The 21,253-nt window shown below is 63.8% G+C and carries 19 protein-coding genes and 1 pseudogene; 13 read left to right on the top strand and 7 right to left on the bottom strand.

What is annotated here, in order from left to right; all coding sequences use genetic code 11:
* The first annotated feature begins 67 nt into the window (after positions 1–67).
* The 5 genes and pseudogenes from LB515_RS12455 to LB515_RS12435 all read left to right on the top strand — a co-directional run bounded on the left by LB515_RS12455 (position 68) and on the right by LB515_RS12435 (position 2,755).
* Complete coding sequence (locus LB515_RS12455; protein ID WP_224543232.1) at positions 68–502, top strand: DsrE family protein; 435 nt, start codon at positions 68–70, stop codon at positions 500–502.
* Between the two features lie 81 nt (positions 503–583).
* Positions 584–1,357, top strand: a complete 774-nt coding sequence (locus LB515_RS12450; protein WP_224707883.1) for an SDR family NAD(P)-dependent oxidoreductase — start codon at positions 584–586, stop codon at positions 1,355–1,357.
* A 50-nt stretch (positions 1,358–1,407) separates the two neighbouring features.
* Positions 1,408–1,719 (top strand): putative quinol monooxygenase, encoded by a 312-nt coding sequence (locus LB515_RS12445; RefSeq protein WP_095766458.1) that lies wholly within the window; start codon positions 1,408–1,410, stop codon positions 1,717–1,719.
* A 1-nt stretch (position 1,720) separates the two neighbouring features.
* Positions 1,721–1,846 (top strand): annotated as a pseudogene (locus LB515_RS12440) (AbrB family transcriptional regulator); the annotation flags it as partial.
* A 144-nt stretch (positions 1,847–1,990) separates the two neighbouring features.
* The gene (locus tag LB515_RS12435) at positions 1,991–2,755 is read left to right on the top strand and encodes an SDR family NAD(P)-dependent oxidoreductase (protein ID WP_224707882.1); all 765 of its coding nucleotides are present in this window, start codon (positions 1,991–1,993) and stop codon (positions 2,753–2,755) included.
* A gap of 34 nt (positions 2,756–2,789) precedes the next feature.
* On the opposite strand, the gene LB515_RS12430 is transcribed toward LB515_RS12435, so the two are convergent.
* Complete coding sequence (locus LB515_RS12430; protein WP_224707881.1) at positions 2,790–3,677, bottom strand: LysR family transcriptional regulator; 888 nt, start codon at positions 3,675–3,677, stop codon at positions 2,790–2,792.
* A gap of 144 nt (positions 3,678–3,821) precedes the next feature.
* On the opposite strand from LB515_RS12430, the gene LB515_RS12425 reads away from it, so the two are divergent.
* The 3 genes from LB515_RS12425 (at position 3,822) to LB515_RS12415 (ending at position 8,795) form a co-directional block, all read left to right on the top strand.
* Positions 3,822–5,357: an MFS transporter gene (locus LB515_RS12425; protein ID WP_224707880.1), complete on the top strand. Its 1,536-nt coding sequence runs from the start codon at positions 3,822–3,824 to the stop codon at positions 5,355–5,357.
* 109 nt (positions 5,358–5,466) lie between these two features.
* Complete coding sequence (locus LB515_RS12420; RefSeq protein ID WP_224707879.1) at positions 5,467–7,578, top strand: TonB-dependent siderophore receptor; 2,112 nt, start codon at positions 5,467–5,469, stop codon at positions 7,576–7,578.
* The gene (locus LB515_RS12415) at positions 7,578–8,795 is read left to right on the top strand and encodes an MFS transporter (protein WP_224707878.1); all 1,218 of its coding nucleotides are present in this window, start codon (positions 7,578–7,580) and stop codon (positions 8,793–8,795) included. Before LB515_RS12420 ends, LB515_RS12415 begins: the two co-directional genes overlap by 1 nt.
* A gap of 9 nt (positions 8,796–8,804) precedes the next feature.
* On the opposite strand, the gene LB515_RS12410 is transcribed toward LB515_RS12415, so the two are convergent.
* From LB515_RS12410 to LB515_RS12395, 4 genes are all read right to left on the bottom strand, one after another.
* Positions 8,805–9,938, bottom strand: coding sequence for a siderophore-interacting protein (locus tag LB515_RS12410; RefSeq protein WP_224707877.1), 1,134 nt, complete (start codon positions 9,936–9,938; stop codon positions 8,805–8,807).
* A 92-nt stretch (positions 9,939–10,030) separates the two neighbouring features.
* Positions 10,031–10,345, bottom strand: a complete 315-nt coding sequence (locus tag LB515_RS12405; protein ID WP_140838796.1) for a nuclear transport factor 2 family protein — start codon at positions 10,343–10,345, stop codon at positions 10,031–10,033.
* Positions 10,346–10,504: 159 nt separating this feature from the next.
* Positions 10,505–11,281 (bottom strand): esterase family protein, encoded by a 777-nt coding sequence (locus tag LB515_RS12400; RefSeq protein ID WP_224707876.1) that lies wholly within the window; start codon positions 11,279–11,281, stop codon positions 10,505–10,507.
* Between the two features lie 4 nt (positions 11,282–11,285).
* Complete coding sequence (locus tag LB515_RS12395) at positions 11,286–12,452, bottom strand: ATP-grasp domain-containing protein (protein WP_224707875.1); 1,167 nt, start codon at positions 12,450–12,452, stop codon at positions 11,286–11,288.
* Positions 12,453–12,892: 440 nt separating this feature from the next.
* On the opposite strand from LB515_RS12395, the gene leuA reads away from it, so the two are divergent.
* The 4 genes from leuA (at position 12,893) to LB515_RS12375 (ending at position 18,464) form a co-directional block, all read left to right on the top strand.
* Positions 12,893–14,623 (top strand): 2-isopropylmalate synthase, encoded by a 1,731-nt coding sequence (gene leuA, locus LB515_RS12390; protein WP_224524488.1) that lies wholly within the window; start codon positions 12,893–12,895, stop codon positions 14,621–14,623.
* A 326-nt stretch (positions 14,624–14,949) separates the two neighbouring features.
* Positions 14,950–16,737, top strand: coding sequence for a tetratricopeptide repeat protein (locus LB515_RS12385; RefSeq protein ID WP_224707874.1), 1,788 nt, complete (start codon positions 14,950–14,952; stop codon positions 16,735–16,737).
* Between the two features lie 171 nt (positions 16,738–16,908).
* Positions 16,909–17,712: an alpha/beta fold hydrolase gene (locus LB515_RS12380; RefSeq protein WP_095766447.1), complete on the top strand. Its 804-nt coding sequence runs from the start codon at positions 16,909–16,911 to the stop codon at positions 17,710–17,712.
* Positions 17,713–17,846: 134 nt separating this feature from the next.
* Positions 17,847–18,464, top strand: a complete 618-nt coding sequence (locus LB515_RS12375; protein ID WP_095766446.1) for a hypothetical protein — start codon at positions 17,847–17,849, stop codon at positions 18,462–18,464.
* Here the strand turns inward: LB515_RS12375 and LB515_RS12370 are convergent.
* Entirely contained in the window at positions 18,454–19,389 is a 936-nt protein-coding gene (locus LB515_RS12370) for a metallophosphoesterase family protein (RefSeq protein ID WP_224524483.1), read from the bottom strand. The two genes, LB515_RS12375 and LB515_RS12370, sit on opposite strands and share 11 nt — an antisense overlap.
* A gap of 164 nt (positions 19,390–19,553) precedes the next feature.
* Between LB515_RS12370 and LB515_RS12365 the strand changes: the two genes are divergently transcribed.
* Positions 19,554–20,057, top strand: coding sequence for an NUDIX domain-containing protein (locus LB515_RS12365; protein WP_095766444.1), 504 nt, complete (start codon positions 19,554–19,556; stop codon positions 20,055–20,057).
* Here LB515_RS12365 and LB515_RS12360 read toward each other — a convergent pair whose 3' ends face one another.
* Positions 20,058–21,044 (bottom strand): glutathione S-transferase family protein, encoded by a 987-nt coding sequence (locus LB515_RS12360; RefSeq protein WP_224524480.1) that lies wholly within the window; start codon positions 21,042–21,044, stop codon positions 20,058–20,060.
* Positions 21,045–21,253: the final 209 nt, after the last annotated feature.

Here is a 21,253-nt window from a genome sequence, read left to right as displayed (position 1 = left end):
ATATGCTAGTCTAGGAGTGCCGCCTGGACCATGCAAAATCGCGAGCGCGCGGCGAACGGAGGATACGATGCTGCGCCGTGACATCTTTCGTGCCGGCCTCGCAGGCGCCGCGGGCCTGTTCGGCCTGAGCCGGGCAAATGCGGCAACGCCTGAGGGGCGGCTGAAAGTCGCCTATCACCTCAGCGACGCCGACAAGGTCAACTTCGTCCTCGGCAATATCAAGAACCACTATGAAGGCACCGGCGGCAATGTCGACATCGTGCTCGTGGTGCACGGTCCGGCTCTGGCCGCCTTCAAAGTCAAGGGCGCTTCCGGCGCTGTTTCCAGCCGCTTTGCCGGCCTTGTCCAGCAGGGACTTGTGCCGCAAGCCTGCGGCAACACCTTGCACGGTATGGATATCACGCTGACCGACCTGCTGGCGGGCTTCGAGCTTGCCGACAAGGGCGGCGTCGTGAAGCTCGCCGAACTGCAGCATCAGGGCTATGTCTATCTCAGGCCCTGAATGCGCCCGCACTGAACGCCAACACTTGAAGGCCGGGCCGGCAATGGCCTACGAAGGACGACAACCCGGAGACCAGCCGACATGACGACACTTGCCATCCCCGATCTTGCCGGCAAGGCGGTGCTGGTCACCGGCGCTTCGACCGGGATCGGCGCAGCACTTGCCCGTGCCTATGCGGCGCAGAAATGCCGCGTCGCGCTGCATTTCAATGAAAGCCGCGCTCCCGCCGAAACCGTGGCCGGAGCCATCCGCGACGATGGCGGCGAGGTGTTCCTGGTCCAGGGCGACTTCTCGAAACCTGCCGACGTCGAGCGTGTCGTCGAAGAGAGCGCAAACCATTTCGGCCGGCTCGACGGCCTGGTCAACAATGCCGGCGGCATGCTTGGCCGCGTCGCCTATGCCGACCAGGACGAGGCGCATTACGACGCCGTGATGGACCTCAATGCGCGCTCTGTCCTGACCGCTTCGCGCAAGGCGATCCCCTGGCTGAAGCGCCAGGGTGGCTTCATCATCAACACCACCTCGATCGCCGCCCGCAACGGCGCCGGCGGCGGCGCCGGCCTCTATGGATCGTCCAAGGCCTTCGTTTCCAACGTGACGCGCGGCATGGCCAAGGAGCTGATCGGCTTCGGCATCCGCGTCAACGCCGTGGCGCCCGGCACGATCTTGACGCCCTTCCACGAACGCTATTCGAATGCCGAGCAGATCAAGGCCATGGTCGCCACCATTCCGCAAGGGCGCGCCGGAACGCCGGAGGATTGCGTCGGAGCTTACCTGTTCCTGTCGTCCGATCTGTTGAGCGGCTACATCATCGGCCAGGTGATCGAGGTCAATGGTGGCCAGTTGATGCCGTGAGCGGTCGACTGCATACTCGATGCAGCGCACAACCTGGAGGAGATCAAGGCATGTACGGACTGATCGGCAAGATGCGGGCGGCGCGCGGCCAGCGCGATGCGGTCATGGACGTGCTGCGCGAAAGCACCGGCGCTCTCCCCGGCTGCCTGAGCTACATTATCGCCACCGATCCAGCCGACGCCGACGCCATCTGGGTCACCGAAGTGTGGACCGACCAGGCGAGTCATAAGGCATCGCTGCAGCTGCCGGAAGTCCAGGCGGCGATCGCCAGGGCGCGTCCCTTCATCGCCGGCTTCGAATTCCAGATCGAGACTCATCCCGTTGGCGGCTTCGGCCTTCCTGCGCCAGAAAAGGCTGGGTGACATCGCCGCCGCGGCGCAGAACGTCGACATCTCTTTCGTCATGGCCTTGCAGACGGCGCGCTTCCTGGTCGTGCTGCTGATTGTGCCAAGCGTAGCCAGGCTGGTGGCGCGAAACGTCGGGGCCTGATCCGAGCTATCCAATGCCAAAGGAATTTCAGGAAAAATGCTCAGCAGCTTTCCGTCCGGAATTGCGTAAAAATAGAAAATCAGAGGAGGTCAGCAATCCTATCAGGATGCTGAATTGCTCTGAGTGAGCGGAGGAGAAGTGCCCATGGAACGCCGTCAGAATGTCGTCAATCTTTCCGGCCGCATCGCCGTGGTGACGGGCGGCGCGCAAGGCATCGGTTTTGCGGTCGCCCGGCGCCTGTTGTCGTCGGGCGCCGGCGTTGCCATCTGGGACGTCGACCAGGCCGCAATGACCCGGGCTGTCGCCGAGCTCGCTTCGCTCGGCCGCGTTGAAGCCATTCTCTGCGACCAGTCCCAGATCGAGGCCGTCGATCGCGCTGCCGTCGCGACTGAGCGCTCGCTTGGCCCCGTCGATCTCCTGGTCAACAATGCCGGCATTGCCGGGCCGGCGGCGACCGTGGCGGACTACGACCCCGCCGCCTGGCGTCAGATCGTCGATATCGACCTCAACGGCGTCTTCTACTGCTGCCGGCGCCTGGTGCCCGGCATGGTCGCGCGCAATTACGGCCGCATCGTCAACATCTCCTCGGTGGCCGGCAAGGAAGGCAATCCGAATGCCGCCGCCTATTCGGCCGCCAAGGCCGGCGTGCTGGCGCTGACCAAGTCGCTCGGCAAGGAGCTCGCGGGACACGACATCGCCGTCAACGCGCTGACCCCCTCGCCCGCCCGTACCAGAATTCTCGAGCAGCTCACGGAAGCGCAGGTCGCTTATATGCTCGGCAAAGTGCCGCGCGGCCGCTTCGTCGAGGTGGAAGAGGCCGCCGCGATGATCGTCTTCATGCTGTCGGACGAGAACTCTTTCACCACCGGCGCGACCTTCGATCTCTCCGGCGGCCGCGCGACCTACTGACCATCCCCGCGGAGCTTCGTTTGGATTGCCGGGCCTATCGCCCCGCCGCAAGCCTCTCGGGAAGAAAATCGACGAAGACCCGGACCTTCGGCGAAAGATGGCGATTGGACGGCCACAGCATGCGGAACTGGCCGCGGCCGTCGACATGGTCGTCGAGCACGGCGCGCAGCCTGCCGTCATGCAGCGCCTCCCGCACCAGGAAGTCGGGCATGCAGGCGATGCCGAGACCGGCAATCGTAGCGCCCTTCAATGCCTCCATGTTGTTACAGGTCAGCATCGAACGGATCTGCGGCTCGGCGCTCCCGGTGATGAACGGCCAGTTGAGCAGCCTGCCGCTGTTGAGAAAGCGGAAGTGTATCCCGAAATGTGCCGCTAGATCCGCCGGCGTGCCGGGCATGCCATGGCGATCGAGATAGGAGGCGGCCGCGCACAATATCATGCGAAAGGGCGCGACCGGCCTCGACACCAATCGCGAATCGGGCAGCTCACCGCTGCGGATCGCGACGTCGATACCCTCGTCGATGACGTCGACGATGCGATCGTTGAAATCGATGTCGAGCTCGATTTCCGGGTATCGCGCCATGAATTCCGACAGCACCGGCAAAAGCAGATGATAGGTGACGATCGGCGTTGAGATGCGCAGCCGGCCATGCGGCGTTTCGCGTGTACGCGACAGCATCGCCTCCGCGTCTTCTATGTCGTCGAGGATGCGGCGCACCCGCTTGTTGAAAAGCTTGCCCTCCTCAGTCAGACCTATGCGCCGCGTGCTGCGCTGCAGGAGACGCACGCCGAGTTCCTGCTCGAGCCGGGCGACGCTCTTGCCGACGGCGGAGGCGGAAATGCCGAGCGCTTGTCCGGCGGCGACGAAACTGCCGAGCTCGGCGGTGCGGGCGAAAGCCAGAAGGCCGTTGAGACGATCCATGGTGAACCTATTCGAGCGTTTTGTTCCGAGATGAACGGAGATTTAATACTATTTTGCCGGAAACGTCGCCACCCTATCTTGTCGTTGCGATCGGCTGTGCCAGTCAGGACATGCCGGCAAATCCCGCCTCGGATAGGAAAATCCATGACTTTGATGACCAGAACCGGCCCGGCCGGCAGATGGCTCGTGCTGCTGTCAGTTTGCCTCGCAGCCATGACGATGCCGTTGAGCTTCACCGGTCCCGCCGTGGCGCTGTCCCGCATTGCCGCCGATCTCGGCGGCAGTCCGATCGAGCTCAATTGGGTGACCAATGCCTTCATGCTGACCTTCGGCGCCGGCCTAATGGCGGCCGGAGCGCTGGCTGACAATCATGGCCGCAAGCGGATTTTTCTCGCCGGCCTCGCCGCCTATTCCCTAGCCGCGCTGGGCTGCATGCTGGCGCCAGGCATCGTCTGGTTCGATTTCTTCAGGGCTCTGCAAGGCGTTGGCGGCGCTGCCGCCTTCGCCGGCGGCGCCTCTGCGCTTGCCCAGGAATTCGACGGGCAATCGCGTTTGCGCGCCTTCAGCTTCCTCGGCACCAGCTTCGGCATCGGCCTTGCCTTCGGCCCTGTTGCCTCCGGCCTGCTCATCGACGCGTTCGGCTGGCGCGCGATCTTTCTTCTGGTGGCGGTGCTTGGCGTTGCCGCCGCCGCGCTCGGCCTGCGCACCGTCGCCGAATCGCGCGACCCGGACGCAACCGGGCTCGACTGGGCGGGAGCCGCCACCTTCACCATCGCGCTTGCCGCGCTGACCTGCGGCGTGCTGCAGGCGCCCCAGAGCGGTTGGGCCAATCCCCTCGTTATCGCCCTCCTCGGCGTTGCAGCCATCTTCTTTGCCGCCTTCGTCATTGTCGAGCGGCGGGTGCGCCGGCCGATGCTGGACCTGACGCTGTTTCGCTTCCCGCGTTTCGTCGGCGTGCAGTTCCTGGCCGCCGCACCTGCCTATGCCTTCGTCGTCTTGCTCGTGCTCCTGCCGATCCGCTTCATCGGCATTGAGGGGATGAGCGAGATCAAGGCGGGGCAATTGATGATCTGCCTGTCCGGGCCGCTGCTGATCTTGCCGCTGCTGGCCGGCCAGGCGGCACGCCGGATCGCCCCGGCCACCATCTGCGGTGTGGGCCTCCTCGCTGCCGCGGCCGGCCTGGTCTGGCTCAGTTGCGTGCCCGTGGCGGACAACGCGCTGCTGCTCCCGCTGGTCTTGATCGGCATCGGCATCGCCTTGCCCTGGGGACTGATGGACGGACTTGCCGTCAGCGTCGTGCCAAAGGAGCGCGCCGGCATGGCGGTCGGCATATTCAACACCACCCGCGTCGCCAGCGAGGGCGTGGCCCTGGCGATCGTCATGGCGGCCTTGTCCGGTTTCACGGCCACGCAGCTTAGCGCTCAAGCACTGGCCTCGCCTGCCGAAGCGGCCGCGGCGGCACAGCTACTGGCAACCGGCAATATCAGCGAAACGGTGCAACATCTGCACTTGGCCGGAGCCAGTGCCCTGGTCCAAGCCTATGAGACGGCTTTCGACCGGCTGCTCATCGTGCTGGCGACGATCACCGTGCTCACCGCCGTCGTCGTCTTCTTCGGCTTGCGTCGCGGATCGCCGTCGCAACAAGACGTCGCGCCTGTCCCGGCCTGCCAGGAAGGCTGACGCCATGTGATGCCGTCAAGTCCGGCGAGGTACCAAAAAATACTTGACTCTCTTACTCATATTTGAGAGCGCGGAGGCGCAACCAAACATGAGGATTGGAGACAAGTTAATGACGAAGCGGTCGAGGACGTGGCGCCGGGGACTATCATTGCTGGCGGGCAGCGCCATCCTCGGCCATGCCTGGCCGACAATTGCCCAGGAAGGCGGCGACGCCACCGTTCTCGACAGGATCGAGGTGACCGCCGAGAGCAACGAGATCCTGAAGCAGGACGGCTACGTCGCGAAGAAGGACCGCATCGGCACCAAGACCGACACGCCGATCGCCAGGATCCCGCAGGCGGTCTCGGTCGTCACGCAGAAGCAGATCGAGGACCAGAAGCCGCGTACACTGAACGACGCACTGGGCTACACGGCCAGCGCCAATCCAAACAGCTTCGGTTTCGACACGCGCTACGACGCCTTCTTCCTGCGAGGCTTCCAGGCCTTCTACAACGGCATGTTCCGCGACGGGCTGCGCCAGTACAACGGCCCTTCCGCCTGGTTCAAGACAGAACCTTACGGCATCGAGGGCGTCACCATCCTGAAGGGACCGGCCTCCTCGCTTTACGGCGTCAGCGGTCCGGGCGGCATCGTCAATGTCGTCACCAAACGCCCCAAGGACGAGCCGTTCCATGAGAGCGAGTTGCTGGCCGGCGAGCACAACCGCTTCCAGGCGGCGCTCGATGCTTCCGGGCCGGTCAATGACGACGGCAGCATCCTCTATCGCTTCACCAGCCTCGGCCGTCTGAGCGAGACCGGCCTGCCCGACTATCCCGACGATAAACTCTATCTGGCGCCGGCCGTCACTTTCAAGCCGGACGAGGACACCAAGCTCACCATCCTCGGCGAATATTCGAAGTCCGTCACCGGCGGCACCGCGGCCTTCTACAACTCCGCCTATGGCGTGCTGTCGAACGTCTATGAAGGCGATGCGTCCTGGAATGATTTCACCCAGGATCAGGGGCGCATCGGCTACGAGTTCGAGCACCGCTTCAACGACTGGCTGACCGTGCGCCAGAACCTGCGCTACAACGCCGTTGACTCGGATATCGAATATAGCGGCCATTACTCGATCGGCGCCGATCAGCCGCTTGAGCGCTACTGGGGCCACTACACCGAGACGATGAAGAACTTCGTCGTCGACAACATGGCGCAGCTCGAATTCGACACGGGTCCGGTGCGGCACACCGTGATTGCCGGCATCGACTATGCCTGGTCGGACTATGACGCCGGCAGCGGGCTTTCCTATGTCTCGGTCGAGGATATCAAGGCCGCTCCCGTCCCCCATTTCGGCGGGCAGGAGATGAACCAGCTCGGCGTCTACCTGCACGACCAGATGGAGTGGAACGATTTCACCCTGTTCACCAGCGGCCGCTACGACTGGGTCGACACCACCTCCACCGCGGCGGATTTCAGTCAGTCGAAGCAGAAGGACAGCGCCTTCTCCGGCCGCGTCGGCCTGTCCTACCGGACCGAATGGGGCATCATCCCCTACGTCAACTATTCGACCTCGTTCTCTCCCAACATCGGCTTCGTCTATGACGACGTCTCGAGTTCCGTCAGCCGCGTCGCCCGCCCGACCATCGCCACGCAGACGGAGATCGGCGTCAAATACGAGATCCCCGACCACAACGCGACCGTCAGCGCCGCGCTGTTCGACATCGACCAGAAGGACGGCGTCGTCTTCGACGCCTCCACCGGCATCAACAAGCAGCGCCAGCTCGACCTCAACTCGCGCGGCGTCGAGCTGGAAGCCAATGCCTCACTCGATAATGGCTTCAGCGTCATCGCCTCCTACACGTATCTGCGCGTGAAGATCGAACGCGGCGCCGAAGGCACCGACGGCAAGGAACTGTCGGCCACGCCGAACCACATCCTGTCGCTCTGGGGCCATTACCAGTTCGAGAACGGCACGCTTGAAGGGCTTGGGCTCGGCGCTGGCGTGCGTTTCGCCGGCGCGAGCTACGGCGACGACACCAATACTTTCAAGAACGACGCGCGCGCCTTCGTCGATGCCTCGCTGTCCTATGATTTCGGCTATCGCAACCCGAGGCTCGAAGGCGTGAAGCTGCAGATCAACGCCAAGAACCTGTTCGACAACCAGCAGGCAATTTGCTCGGCCGGCTATTGCTACCGCGACGAGGGCCGCTCGCTGTTCGGCAGCCTGCGCTATCGCTTCTGATGTCGGTCTCCGTCTCGAACCGGGCCGCCTCGTCGCCGGCCGCCATCGTCGCCGCGATCGGCGGCCTCTATGTGGCGCAGAGCGTGATCGGCGGCATCACCTGGACGGGTCTCCCGGCCGTGATGCGCGACCAGGGCCTGCCGCTCGACCGCATCGGCCTGCTCACCCTGATCGCCCTGCCATGGGCGCTGAAGTTCCTGTGGTCGCCGGCGGTGGAGCGTTACCGGCTTCCGCCAGCGGGCAGGAACCGCACCGGCGCGATCGTCCTCATCGGCGGCCTCATCTCCATCACCGGACTGCTGGCCATCGCCCAGTTCGGTCCCGCCACCTTCTGGCCGGTCGTCGCCTGCCTGACGGTGGTCGCCTTTGCCGCCTCGACGGTCGACATCGCCTGCGATGGCTTTGCGGTGCAGAACCTTGCCGGCAAAAATCTCGGCTGGGGCAATGCCGCCCAGGTCGGCGGCGCCTATCTCGGCTCGGCGATCGGCGCCGGTCTCTTCCTCTATCTCGTCGAAATCCACGGCTGGCGCGCGGCGGTGTCGGCGATGGCCTCGCTGCTGGTGCTGCTCGGACTGCCCTTCCTGCTCGGCATCGCCGGCCGATCGCGCGAGGAAGTGCGCGAACACGTGCCCGCGCTCGGCACGGCGCTGCGGCGCTCGCAGATACGCCGCGGTCTGGCGGCGTCGGCGATCTACGTTCTGGCGCAGAAAGCGGCGCTGACCATGCTCGGCCCGTTTCTGGTCGATGCCGGGCTCAGCCTTTCCACGATCGGCCTGGTCAACGGTGTCGGCAGCATGGTTCTCGGCGGCGCGGCCGCCCTTGCCGGCGGCGCTCTTGTCCGATGGCTGGGCACGCGCAGCGTGCTTGTGCTCGCGCTTATGCTGCAGGCCGGATCGCTGTTCATCCTCGCGGCCTTCGCGCTTTCCGGCGTTTTCCCGGCAGGCCCGCTGGCGGCCGTCGCGACGCTGAGTTCCTCGGGCATCATGGCGCTCGGCTTCGTGGCGCTCTATGCGCAGTTCATGCGCTGGTCGGATCCGAAGCAGGCAGGGGTCGATTTCACGCTTTTCCAGTGCATGGATGCCTTGGTCAGCATGGCGGGCGGCATCCTGGCCGGCTATGCGGCGCAGCATCTGGGCTATGGCGCACTGTTCGGCGGCGCGGGCGTCGTCGCGCTGCTGGCGGTGCCGGCCATCGCCATGGTCAGCGATCGCAACTAAAAGATTGAACTATTCCTCGCCGGCACCGTCTCCGCCCGACTCGCCGCGGCGCCAATAGGCGGTGACAAGATGCCGGTTGCGCGACAGGGCCCATTCCTTGCGCACGATCCGGCGGATGTCGCGGAAGTCGGCGAACTCGCATCCGGCCCAGACAAAGAGATCGTCGGCCCCGCGGCCGCGCTCGCGCAGCGCTTCCGGCAGCAGGCCGGCCCGGCCTGCTTCGCGGCCATGCCGATAAAGCCAATGGACAGCGATGTTCTCGCCCGCCGCCAGCGTCACCCGGTCTTGCGGACCGTCAACCTCGATGAAGGCCTCGGCACGGACGGACGGCGCAAGCTCTTCCAGCATCCGGCCGATCGCCGGAAGCGCGGTATCGTCGCCCAGAAGAAGCAGGTTTGATGCCTCGGGCACATCGCCGCCGCCGGGGCCGATCATGCCGATGATGTCGCCGGCCCTCGCATTCTGCGCGAAACTCGCAGCCGGCGTCTCGGCGCCGGGATGCAGCACGAAGTCGATGTCGAGCCAACCCTCGGCCACGTCCAGCGCGCGGATCGTGTAGACGCGGATGGTGAGCGCATCCTCGCCCGACGGCCAGACGATCAGACCGTCCGGGCCCATGGTCGGCCAAACCGCCTGCCGTCCGGCCGGCGGCAGCAGAAGCCGAACATGAAATCCGCCATGGGCGAAGCGGCCGAGGGCGCGGCCGCAGAAGCGCACGCGTTGCATATGCGGCGACAACCGCCTCGAGGACAGGACCGATATCTCGCGGAAGAATATCGGCGTGCCGGCATCCTTGCCGTCTCCTTGCCAGCGCAGGCCTTCGGTGGTGCTGAGATGCGCGGCGATGTGGCCGGCGAAGATCATCTTCATGTAGGAGAGGCAGGTCTCGTCCTCCGCCGCGACACGGACCAGCACGCCGCGGTCGTCGAATGAGGCATTCAACGTGCCGTAATGCATACGGAATTCCCATTGGCCGGCAACGCCGGTGTCGTTTTCATAATCGCCGTGCTCGGCGCGCAGGCTGTCCATCACCGCGCGGATGTCGTCGTTTTGGATACGGGTTTGCGCGCTCAAGAGCTTCATCGCCGGGCCTTCCGATATCGACGAGATCGGCCGAAGCCCGATGTCACCAAGCGCCGGCATGCCACAGCGCCGGCGGCATTGCCACAAAAACATGATTACGATGGTCATATTTTTGGACGATGCCGCACGAAGGTCGGCGACGCATCCGTTCTTCAGCTGATGACCAGGCTCGCGATCCGGTCGCCGTTGAGCGTGAAGGCCATGTCGCCCTCGCCGTTGAAGCCGTTGCCGGTCACGGCGACGCGGGCATGGTAGACGCCGTCGCGCTCCGCGATGCGAACGATGCGAAGGTTGGACTGCACGCCGATATTGTCCGACTGGTTCCACCGCGCGACGCTATCGCGGCCACGGAAATCGCGACCCCAGTCGCTGAGGAAAGCATCGTCTGTGAATGTGGCCAGAAAGGCTTCGGTATCGGCGGCGTTGGTCGCTTCGACAAAGCGACGGATCGGATCGGGTGTGGTCATTGGTTTGTACATTTTGAGGTGTGTTGAGATTCAGGTCAGGCCGAGACGAAAATGGTGGCTTCCGAGAGAACCGGAGCGGGGCGTACTTCATGTACGTGAGCACCGGAAGCGCAGGAAACCGCCATTTGCAGGCCGGCCTCACCTGAATATCAACGCACCTCAGTCCAACCTGTGCATGAGGTCGTCATCCAGCCAACGGCCGAAGAAATAGACGAGCTGCTTATGCCACCACGGCCAGTCATGGCTGACGTCGCCACCCCAATAGTCGACCCAGGCCGGGATCGATTTGTCGCGCAGCACCTGTTCCAGCTCGCGCGTTTCGACCAGCATGCGCTCTTCCCAGGCGCCTTGGCCGCAGCAGAAGATCAGCCTGAGCGCCCTGAGCCGCCCGAGCAGCTTCTGGTCGACGATGCCGGGCAGATAGTCGAGCGGCGAATTGAAATAGATGTTGCCTTCAAGCACCCGGCCGAAGAAATCGCGGGCCGAATAGACGCCGGACAGCGAGATCACCCCGCTCGCCAGCTCCGGGAAGCGGAACACGAAATTGGATGAGTGGTAGCCGCCCATCGAGCAGCCGCAAAACAGCGGCTTCAAAACGCGGCCACCGTTGGACTTGGCGGCAACCGCCTGCAATTCCGGCAGCGCTTCTTCGCGCACATAGCGGAAATAGGCTTCGTGGCGGGCGATGCGTTGCGCCGGGTCGGCATGCTTGTCGAAGAAGGATTCCGAATCTACGCCGTCGAGCGTGAAGAGCTGGATGCGGCCGGTGTCGATGAAGTCGGCAAGCGCGCCGACCCCGCCCGAATCCTCGAGCTGGTAGAACCGCCCTTGCGAGGTCGGGAACACCACCACCGGCCGCCCGGCATGGCCGTAGCGCTTGTATTCCATGTCCCGGCCGAGATTGCGGGAATGGCCCTTGTGATAGGAGACGTCCATCGGCTCAGGCCTTTTCCGCGTGGATGTAGTCGACCGCCTGGCGCAGCGCCTTCGGATCCTTCGAACGCATCTGGTAGGCGTAATTGCCCATGGCGCGGCTGAAGACCTCTTCGATGGCCTGATGATGGACGATCTTGTCGCCGTGGGCGGCTAGCACGTCCGCATGGCTGTGCAAATAGTCGATGTGGCGTTTGCGGCTGGCATAGGCGGTGAAATACTTGCCCTTGTAAGGGCCGCCGGCGGCGTTCTTGACCACCATGTCGGCCCAGGCGGCATAGACGTCGATGTCGAATGTGTAGTTGATGGCGTCCGTCATCCAGGCGCCGGGCGGCCGCATGTTGACCTCGAGCGCGATGACGCGCTTGTCGCTGGTTTCGAACAGCTCGATATGGAAGAAGCGCTCGCGTACGTCGAACGCTTTGAGGATCTTGCGGCCCGCCTCCTCGACTTCCGGGCTGATCTCGGTAAAGCAGGTGTAGCTCATATGGCGATCCTTGTTGACCGCCTCCATGATGCTCTGATCGTAACGGTGGCTGGCCGCCAGCACCACCTCGCCGTCGCGGTTGACTAGCCCGTCGAAGGTCACGACCAGCCCCTCGATGAACTGCTCCATGACGAAGGTGACACCCTTCGGCTTGTCCTTGAAGAACTGGTCGAGCTCCTTGGCGTTGGAGATCTTGAAAGTGTTGGAAGCCCCGGAGCCCGAATCCGGCTTGACCACCACCGGAAAGCCGACGCGGCGGATGAAGGTCATGGCGCCGGCACGGTCGGAGCATTTGCGCTGCGGGATGGTCTCGACGCCGCTCTTGCGGAAGAAGGCGCGCATGCGGCTCTTCCGCTTCAAGTTCTTCACGAAATCGAGCTTGGTGCCGTAGATATTGAAATCGGTGCGGATGTTGGCTTCGAGTTCGAGCCAATGCTCGTTGAGCGACTCGAAGCGATCGATGCGGCCCCATTTGTGGATGAAGTGCCCCATCGCCCGCAAAACGGCGTCGTAATCTTCCATGTCGGCGATGCGGTAATATTCCGAAAGCGCCGCCTTGAGCTTGGCGTTCAAGGTTTCGTAAGGCGCATCGCCGATGCCGAGCACGGTGGCGCCCGCCTTTTTCAGCCGGTCGCAAAAATCGGTGCCGTTGGCCGGGAAATGCGGCGAGAAGAACACGAAATTCATGGACGAACCCTTCCCCGGAGCTTCGCTCGGTGCCAAGCCTTCGAAACCAAGTCTGGCGCATTTGCGAGGCGCGGGGAAGACTGTCCGCACCGGCGGCGCTATTAGGCAAGGGCGTTCATTCATGCGTCCCGCTTGCCTCCGACGGGCCGCTCCTGTAAGAGAGCCGGCATGACCACGCGCGTCCGCTCCGTCGCCTCCTCTCGCACCGGCTTTGCCGGCGAGACCGCGCGCGCGCTCGCCTCGACCCTGCTTCTTCTCGGCCTTATCGGCGATCGCCGGGTTCGCTGAAGGAGCGCCCGGCGGTCGAAACCGCCGCTCAAGGCGCATGCTCCTTGGCCAGACTTTGGCAAAGTCACATCAAGCGAACGAATTTTTGGTAGAGGCGACGCTCGCCACCCATCCGCCTGAAGCGGGCATGCGGGCCGCCGGGAGAAACGACGATGAACGCACGAGAAGAAATCCGCGCCGGCGAGGCTGAAGCCGGGAAGCGCGCGGCCGGCCACATGCCGGATGCGGCACGCAAATACCAATCCTACCCGACGGTCGGCCTGACCGACCGCACCTGGCCGAACAAGACCATCGACAAGGCGCCGATCTGGTGCTCGGTCGACCTGCGCGACGGCAACCAGGCGCTGATCGACCCGATGGGTCATGAGCGCAAGGCGCGCATGTTCGCGCTGCTCCTCGACATGGGCTTCAAGGAGATCGAGATCGGCTTCCCCTCGGCCTCGCAGACTGATTTCGACTTTGCCCGCTGGTGCATCGAGGAAGGCGGCGTCCCCGCCGACGTCTCACTCCAGGTGCTGGTGCAGTGCCGGCCCGAGCTGATCACGCGGACCTTCGAGGCGCTGAAGGGCGCGCACCGCCCGATCGTGCATTTTTACAATTCGACCAGCGAGCTGCAGCGCCGCGTCGTGTTCGAGAAGGACGTCGCCGGGATCAAGCGCATCGCCACAGACGCCGCCAAGATGATCACCGACATGGCCGCCAAGGCCGGCGGCGGCTACCGCTTCGAATATTCGCCGGAGAGCTTCACCGGCACCGAGCTCGAAGTCGCGCTGGAGATCTGCAACGCGGTCACCGAGATCGTGAAGCCGACGGCCGACAACAAGCTGATCATCAACCTGCCGTCGACGGTCGAGATGTCGACGCCCAACGTCTATGCAGATCGCATCGAATGGATGTGCCGCAACCTCGATGCCAGAGAGAACCTGATCGTCTCGCTGCATCCGCACAACGACCGCGGCACCGGCATCGCCACCACCGAGCTCGGCCTGATGGCTGGCGCCGACCGCGTCGAAGGCACGCTGTTCGGCAATGGCGAACGCACCGGCAATGTCGATATCGTCACGCTGGCGCTCAACATGTTCACCCAGGGCGTCGATCCGGAGCTCGACTGCTCCGACATAAACCGGATGAAGGACGTCTACGAATATTCGAACCAGCTGAAGATCCCGGAACGTCACCCTTATGTCGGCGAGCTGGTCTACACGGCTTTCTCCGGCTCGCACCAGGACGCCATCAACAAAGGCATGAAAGCTCTGAAGAAGGCCAACACCCCAATCTGGGAAGTGCCCTATCTGCCGATTGATCCGGCCGATGTCGGCCGCACCTACGAGGCGATCATCCGCATCAACTCGCAGTCCGGCAAAGGCGGCATCGCATATGTGCTGCAGGCAGATTACGGCCTCAACTTGCCGCGCAATCTGCAGATCGAGTTCAGCCAGGCGATCCAGGCGATCACCGATGCTGAAGGCAAGGAAGTGCCGGCCAGGCGCATCCACGAACGCTTCCTCGAAACCTATGTCGACCAACCCGGCGCGCGGCTGAAGTTCCTCGACCATCGCACCTATCCGGACACCGAGGTGAAGGGCCGGCGCATGGTCGAAGCGGATATTCTCGACAATGGCAAGGAAGTGACCATCACCGGCTCGGGCACCGGCCCGATCGACGGCTTTGTCGATGCGCTCTCGCGCCATGTCGGCGTCGACATGTCGGTGCTCGACTATTCCGAGCATTCCCTGCAGCGCGGCTCCAACGCCTCGGCGATCTCCTATGTCGAGATGGAGTATCCGGGCGGCAAGCTGTTCGGCGCCGGCATCAACACCAACATCGTCGCCGCCTCGCTGGAGGCTGTCGTTTCGGCCGCCAACCGGATCATCGGCGGCTAGAGCAAATTCCAGGAAAAGTGTGAGGCGGTTAGGCTCGGCGGTTTCGCCGTAGCCTTCCGTCCGGAATTGCGGTCAAACAAAAAATTGAGCGGTTCACCGTTTCGTGAAACGGTGAACCGCTCAAGCCGGATGATCTGATTCAGCGATGGAGCTGGCGCATTCCAGCTTGCGCCACGCTGCAGACGCGGACGCGAATCTGCCATTCGTTAACCGCCGGAGGAATTTCCGGTGGCTTACGCGATCACATAATAGAAGCATCCTTGTGCGCCGGCGCGAGCGCTATATTATCGCTCCCTAACCTGTGCCGACTTCGAAAGGTTCGACACTTGGAGCATGCCCCGCCTGCCGCCCCCGCAGTGCGCGAGACATTGGAGCGACTGCTTGCCAGCGAAACGTTCGGCCGATCCGAGCGTGCCCGCAGGCTATTACGCTATCTGGTCGAACGCGAGCAGGCCGGCGAGGCGGACAGGCTGAAAGGCGTTTCAATCGCCATGGACGTCTTCGGCAAGGACGGCGATTTCGACGCCTCCACCGATGCCGTGGTCAGGGTTCAGGCCGGTCGTCTGCGCGAACTTCTGGAGCAGTATTTCGCCAATGAAGGTGTCGCCGAGCCGGTGCGCATCGCGATCCCGCGCGGCGGTTATGTCCCGTCCTACGAGCCGAATGCGATCCGCCTGCCCGGCGACGCCAGGTCCGCCTCCAAAACCGTCGCGCAGCGGTCCGACGCTTTGGCCGAAGCCGCTCAGGCCGCAACCGAACATCTCGACGCCTCTGCCGCGGGCGAACCTGCAGCGCTGATGGCGCCGGCAGCACCCGCCCAGTCGCTCACGCGGCAATTGCGGTTCTTCTGGGCTGCCATGGCTCTGGTCATTGTCATGCTCGGCGTGCTCATCGTGCGTCAAGGCAATGCCTTCCTCAACGGCGGCGACACTGCCGCGACAGCCGAAACGGCGCGCCTGGCCGGCACCGCCCAGTCCCGATTCGACTCCCTGCCGCTGATCTACATCGCCGTCAAAGCCGATGGAGCGGAGGCGGCTCGTGTCGCGTCGTCGCTGCGCGCCGGGCTCGCGGGTTTCGACACCATCGATTTCATCGGGCGCGATGCGGATTCGACGCGTGATCGGTCCGCCGATCCGATCAGTTTCGTTTTCGAAATCGTTCCCGGGCCTGCTGCCGGCGACGTCACGGTGGAGTTGCAGAGCGTCGCGACCGGGCGGGTTCTCCTGTCGCGCAACCTTACATCGGCCGAGAGCGCCCCTGGCGCGGTTGAAGGCAACGTCGCCAGCCTTCTCACCTCGACCGTTCCCGCTTCGGGCGCTATCTACAGCTACATCGATCAGAGCGACATCCGGACCAGCCAGATCGGGTGCCTGGTGCTCGACGACCGCTATTATCTCGACATGAGCGCCCAGACGCACGAAATTGCGTATCGCTGCCTGGAGAAGCTGGTCGGCGAAGGCACCAAATCGTCGCTTGTCTACGCGGAGCTGGCCGCGCTTCATGTGGAAGCCGTCACCGCACACTATGCCTATCCACCGGAAGCGACGCTCGAAAAGGCCATGTCGCTTGCCCACCGCGCCGTCCAGATGGGGCCGATGAGCCCGCATGCGCATCGCGCCTTTGGCTACCTCAACTCGCGTCTCGGCAACACGGACGAAGCGATCCGATTGATGCGAAAGGCTTACGAACTCAACCCGTACGACCTCGGCATGGCCGCCGCCTATGGCTACGGCCTGATCTTCGCCGGTAAATATGATGAGGGAACGCCGATCCTGGACCACGCGGTCGAAGCCTTCAGCGGCCATCCAACCTGGTGGGATTATGGCCTTTTCGTCGGAGCCTTCATGCAGGGCGATATGAAAAAGGCCGCGCTCGCCAGCGAGTCGCTGCGCACGACGGCATCAAAGTCGCATTACCTGGCCGCGCGCCTGATCGGCGCCAGGATTTCGGGACGCGACAAGCTGGCGGGTGAGCTTGCCAACGAGCTCACCGCCGAATTCCCGAAGTTCGCCGCCGACCCGCGCGCGACATTCGTCGATCGCAAATACCCCCCGGATCTCACGGATCGGCTGGTTCAATCCTTGCGAGCCGCCGGGATCGGCAACCCGAGCTAATCCAACTCTCCATACTCATTTGGGCCACACGAATGCCGGAGCACCAAAGTATGACGCATCGAGCGCCTGACGGGGCGCTGCGGTCGCGAAAATTTTACTGGCCATCAATCCGGTTCGGGAGCAATTCAGCCACAATTGAAGCTCCTGCCTTGTTCACCGCCCCATTTTTTCATGCGTCCATTCCCTTATGCGGTCGAAAGCGGCGCCCGTCCGAGGACGATCGTGCTTCTGCACGGCTTCGGAGCCTGTGGTGAGATCTGGCGTGACGTCGCGGCCTCACTGGCGGCGCGGGCGAGAGTGTTGGCCTATGATCTACCGGGCCATGGACAGTCCCTGGAAAGCGAAGGCCTGGGCGGCGCCAAGCCAGCCGCGCGAGCCATCCTCGCCGATCTGGCCGCCCGCCGGTTGGGCAAGGTCCATCTCGTCGGTCACTCCATGGGCGGCGCGATCGCGACATCGATGGCGCTTGCCGACCCCGACAGGGTGGCCTCGCTTACGCTGTTGGCGCCCGGCGGTTTTGGCCCGGAAATCAACGCAGCCTTGCTGCACCGCTACGCCGCCGCGGCCGGCAGGAACCAGGTCCGCGCCAGCCTTGCCGCCATGTCGGGTCCGCGCAGCGTGCCGCCTGATCACGTGGTGGATGCACTCTGCCGGATGCGCACCCGACCGGGCCAGTTGCAGACCCTGATCGATATGGCGGCCGCGATGACGAGGGATGACCGGCAAGGGATCATCCCCCGCGCGCAGTTGGATACGCTCGACATGCCGGTCATGGTCGTTTGGGGAGCGGAGGATCCGCTGCTGCGGGTTGAGCAGGCCGAGGCGCTGCCGTCGCATTTCCATCTGCATCATGTCCTTGACGCAGGTCACATGCTGGTCGAGGAAGCTCCTGACCTGATTGCCGAAATCGTGCGTCGCAACGTGCGGCGGCGCGGCAGACGGTTGCGTCCACCGCTGGACGCTTCGGCGGGTTGATCGCTCCCGGACCGATCTCGAAACGTCCCTTACCCGCTTTCGCCGGACCGCGGCAGTCGCGCGGTTCGTCGTCGGCAGTGCATTTTGCCGGCGACTGTGGTAACTCGCTGTTAACCAACAGTGAGGCAGCCGCCATGACGGATGCAGGCGACAAAATCACCCCGATCGAACCGTCGCGAAAGCTCGCCGATGCCGTACGCGACGTCAAGAACGCCTTTGCCGACCGCGATGACGTGGTCGTCGACATGCGCGAGGCGCACCGCATGCGGCTCGATCTTCTGGCGAGCGAGCTTGCCCCGGTCTTTGCCGATGTCCCGGCCGACATGGACAGCTTCGACTTCGCCGTCTCGTCCGGCCTGCAGCCGCGGCTATGGATCGATGCGGTGAGCCATGTCGCCATGGGACGCGACCGCCGCACCTATCGCTTCCTCAGGGATACGCGCGTCGGCCGCGTGGTGCTGGCCGAATCGACCGAGATGAAAGCCGTTGCCGATGCGGTGATGCGCTACGTGGCCGAGCGTGTCGTCGAGCGGCAGCGCATGATGGAAGGGAGCGTGGAGAGCGCCGTTCGCGGCCTGCATCGCCCCGTGGTCCAGGAAGCGGAGCCGCCCATCCGATCCGAAAGCGGCCGCAATGGCTGGACGACCTTCTTCGCCGGCCTCGGCCTGATCGCCGCAGGCGCCCTTGTCGGCCTGGCGGTTTCGCTGGCGTTGTTTTGGGACCGCATCATGCAGATGAAGATCAGCTTCTGACGAGCTGGCGCGCCGTGCCGGCGGGCACATCGAGGTCGATGGCCTGCAGGTCGGCAGGCGGCAGGGCTGGTCCCGTCAGGCCGCGCCGGATCAGGCGAAGACGCCAGTCGCCCTTTTCACCGTCGATTTCGAAGATGTTGTATTGCGCCGGCGGGTGTTTGCCGCCGGGCGCCTGGCCCGCGGCGGCAACCCCGACCACGGGCACCTTGGCGCCCCGTGCGCCGATGGTGAACAGTGACGGCAGATGCGAATGCCCGTGCAGGACGAGTTCAGCGCCATGACGGCGAATGACCTTGTGAAAGCGAGTGATGCCGAACAGCCGCTTATGCTGCGGGACGGCACCGCGCACCGGAGGGTGGTGGATCATGATGGCGCGGAACAGCCCTTGCTCCGCGGCATCGTCGAGGATCTTGGCGAGCCGCTCGGCCTGCCCTTCCATGAAGAAGCCGTTGGCCATGAAGGGCGCGGTGGCGCGCGCCGTGGTGACCCCGATCAGCGCTACATTGCCGCGCACACGCAGATACGGAAAGGAATTGCGGTCGACCGGGCTATTGACGCCGTCGCCCGTCATCCAGGGAGCCCACGACCGGCAGACCTTGTCGAAGGCGCCCGGCACATAGGCGTCGTGATTGCCGGGGACCACGGAAACGTCATGCGGCGATCCAAGCGTCTCCAGCCAGTGCTTGGCCATCTCGATCTCGCCATCGAGCGCCAGGTTGACGAGGTCGCCCGTAACGGCCAGGTGATCGGGCGCGCCGGCCTTGATGTCGGCGACGATGGTGTCGATCACCGAGTCATGCATATGGCGGCGGCGATTGCGCTGCCAGTTGACGTAGCCCAGCACGCGCTTGGAGGCGAGGTCGCGATAGGTTACATCGGGCAGCGGTCCCAGATGAGCATCGGAAATATGCGCGAGCGTGAACATGGCCCCTTCTTAAGCGACGCCGACGAGGCTTTCCACTCACCGTTTGCTGTTCGCCCAAGCAAGTTCCGCAAAAGTGTCCCACGGTTTTGCGGCCAGAACCTGCGAAAAACAAGGAAAGCCAGGCAGATGTTCGTGGGGCAACCCATCTGCTTGGGGATCGTTGAATGAACCGCCCGGCCGATCCTGACGCGGCATTCCGCCAGACCGGCTGGCCGGGGTTGCGGGCAAGGCTGTTCCATTTCTACTTCCTGCTGCGCCGCCCGATGACGCTTGGCGTGCGCGGGCTGGTCTATGACCGTGCCTCCAACTCAGTCTTCCTGATCCGCCACACCTATGTTCCCGGTTGGCAATTGCCGGGCGGCGGCGTCGAGGTGGGCGAGACCCTTGAGGAAGCGCTGGCGCGCGAACTGGCCGAGGAAGGCAACATCGCTCTGACTGCGCCGCCGGTGCTGAAGTCGATGCATTTCAACCATCGCCCCAGCAAGCGCGACCATGTCGGCCTTTATCTGATCGAAGCCTTCTACCAGACGGCGCCGAAACTGCCTGACCACGAGATCGCCGAAGCGGGTTTCTTTCCGCTCGACCGCTTGCCGGAGGGCACGACGCCGGCGACGCTGCAGCGGATAGCGGAGATTTTTGGCGGCGAGCGTAACTCGGCTTACTGGTAATCACGCCGCCTTCCTGAACCTGTTCCGGTCATGCGGCGCGGCATAATCAAGCTCCGGCCCTGCCGGAACGATTCCCGTCGGGTTGATCGACCTGTGGCTGCCGTAATAATGCGCCTTGATGTGATGCAGGCTGACCGTGCCCGCGACCCCGGGCACCTGATAGAGATCGCGCAGATAGTTCGACAGGTTCGGATAGTCGGCGATGCGGCGCAAATTGCATTTGAAGTGGCCGACATAGACTGGATCGAAACGAACCAGCGTCGTGAACAGCCGCCAGTCGGCCTCGGTGATGCGTTCGCCGGTCAGAAAGCGCTGCTGCGAAAGCCGCTCTTCGATCGTATCAAGCGCCGAGAACAATTCGCCGAACGCTTCCTGATAAGCTTTCTGCGTGGTGGCGAAGCCGGCGCGATAGACGCCGTTGTTGATTGCCGGATAGACCAGCGCATTGATCCTGTCGATCTCCGCGCGTAGCGCCGCCGGATAGAAGTCGAGACCGGCGTCGCCCCATTCGTCGAAGGCGGAATTGAGCATGCGGATAATCTCGGAGGACTCATTGTTGACGATGGTCTCTTGCCTTTTGTCCCACAGCACCGGCACCGTCACGCGGCCTGAATATGCCGGATCGGCCTTGGCATAGACCTGGTGCAGAAAATCGAGGCCGTAGAGCGTGTCGCCCGTGGCGCCGTCCTCAGCTTTGAAGGTCCAGCCGTTCTCCCCCATGAAATGGTGCACCACGGAGACGGAGATGATGCCCTCCAGCTTCTTCAGGACGCGAAAGATCAGTGTGCGATGCGCCCATGGGCAGGCGAGCGACACATAGAGGTGATAACGGCCAGGTTCCGCCTTGAAGCCGCGCGTGCGCCCTTGCGCCGGCGCGCCGTCGCGCGTGATCCAGTCGCGCCATTGCGATTCCGTTCGCACGAACCGGCCGCCGCTGTCGGTGTTGGGCGTGCGATCCTGCCATCTGCCTTCAATCAGCAATCCCATGCGAAAAATCTCCCTGCGGCTCGATATTATCTAGGTTGATGACCGGGCTGGCGAAGCCCTCAGCGGATGAACAGTTCGTCAAACGACGAACCAGTTCGTCAAATGACCAACCGCTCCGGGGACGGATAAGTTCGTCATGGACGCAAAGAAAGCCTGAAAGCACCGATTGCAGCGGCCCAAAATTGATGCTAGCGGAGGCGCCCATGTTC

This window comes from Mesorhizobium sp. CA15 (assembly GCF_020165215.1).
Taxonomy (GTDB): Bacteria; Pseudomonadota; Alphaproteobacteria; order Rhizobiales; family Rhizobiaceae; genus Mesorhizobium.
Note: the sequence above shows the minus strand (reverse complement) of the source record. Positions and strands in the feature narration are given on the sequence as shown.

Excerpts from the sequence above, each read along its gene's own strand:
- LB515_RS12455 (WP_224543232.1), top strand. The coding sequence starts at position 68 with ATGCTGCGCCGTGACATCTTTCGTGCCGGCCTCGCAGGCGCCGCGGGC.
- LB515_RS12450 (WP_224707883.1), top strand. The coding sequence starts at position 584 with ATGACGACACTTGCCATCCCCGATCTTGCCGGCAAGGCGGTGCTGGTC.
- LB515_RS12445 (WP_095766458.1), top strand. The coding sequence starts at position 1,408 with ATGTACGGACTGATCGGCAAGATGCGGGCGGCGCGCGGCCAGCGCGAT.
- LB515_RS12435 (WP_224707882.1), top strand. The coding sequence starts at position 1,991 with ATGGAACGCCGTCAGAATGTCGTCAATCTTTCCGGCCGCATCGCCGTG.
- LB515_RS12430 (WP_224707881.1), bottom strand. The coding sequence starts at position 3,677 with ATGGATCGTCTCAACGGCCTTCTGGCTTTCGCCCGCACCGCCGAGCTC.
- LB515_RS12425 (WP_224707880.1), top strand. The coding sequence starts at position 3,822 with ATGACTTTGATGACCAGAACCGGCCCGGCCGGCAGATGGCTCGTGCTG.
- LB515_RS12420 (WP_224707879.1), top strand. The coding sequence starts at position 5,467 with ATGACGAAGCGGTCGAGGACGTGGCGCCGGGGACTATCATTGCTGGCG.
- LB515_RS12415 (WP_224707878.1), top strand. The coding sequence starts at position 7,578 with ATGTCGGTCTCCGTCTCGAACCGGGCCGCCTCGTCGCCGGCCGCCATC.
- LB515_RS12410 (WP_224707877.1), bottom strand. The coding sequence starts at position 9,938 with ATGCCGGCGCTTGGTGACATCGGGCTTCGGCCGATCTCGTCGATATCG.
- LB515_RS12405 (WP_140838796.1), bottom strand. The coding sequence starts at position 10,345 with ATGACCACACCCGATCCGATCCGTCGCTTTGTCGAAGCGACCAACGCC.
- LB515_RS12400 (WP_224707876.1), bottom strand. The coding sequence starts at position 11,281 with ATGGACGTCTCCTATCACAAGGGCCATTCCCGCAATCTCGGCCGGGAC.
- LB515_RS12395 (WP_224707875.1), bottom strand. The coding sequence starts at position 12,452 with ATGAATTTCGTGTTCTTCTCGCCGCATTTCCCGGCCAACGGCACCGAT.
- leuA (WP_224524488.1), top strand. The coding sequence starts at position 12,893 with ATGAACGCACGAGAAGAAATCCGCGCCGGCGAGGCTGAAGCCGGGAAG.
- LB515_RS12380 (WP_095766447.1), top strand. The coding sequence starts at position 16,909 with ATGCGTCCATTCCCTTATGCGGTCGAAAGCGGCGCCCGTCCGAGGACG.
- LB515_RS12375 (WP_095766446.1), top strand. The coding sequence starts at position 17,847 with ATGACGGATGCAGGCGACAAAATCACCCCGATCGAACCGTCGCGAAAG.
- LB515_RS12370 (WP_224524483.1), bottom strand. The coding sequence starts at position 19,389 with ATGTTCACGCTCGCGCATATTTCCGATGCTCATCTGGGACCGCTGCCC.
- LB515_RS12365 (WP_095766444.1), top strand. The coding sequence starts at position 19,554 with ATGAACCGCCCGGCCGATCCTGACGCGGCATTCCGCCAGACCGGCTGG.
- LB515_RS12360 (WP_224524480.1), bottom strand. The coding sequence starts at position 21,044 with ATGGGATTGCTGATTGAAGGCAGATGGCAGGATCGCACGCCCAACACC.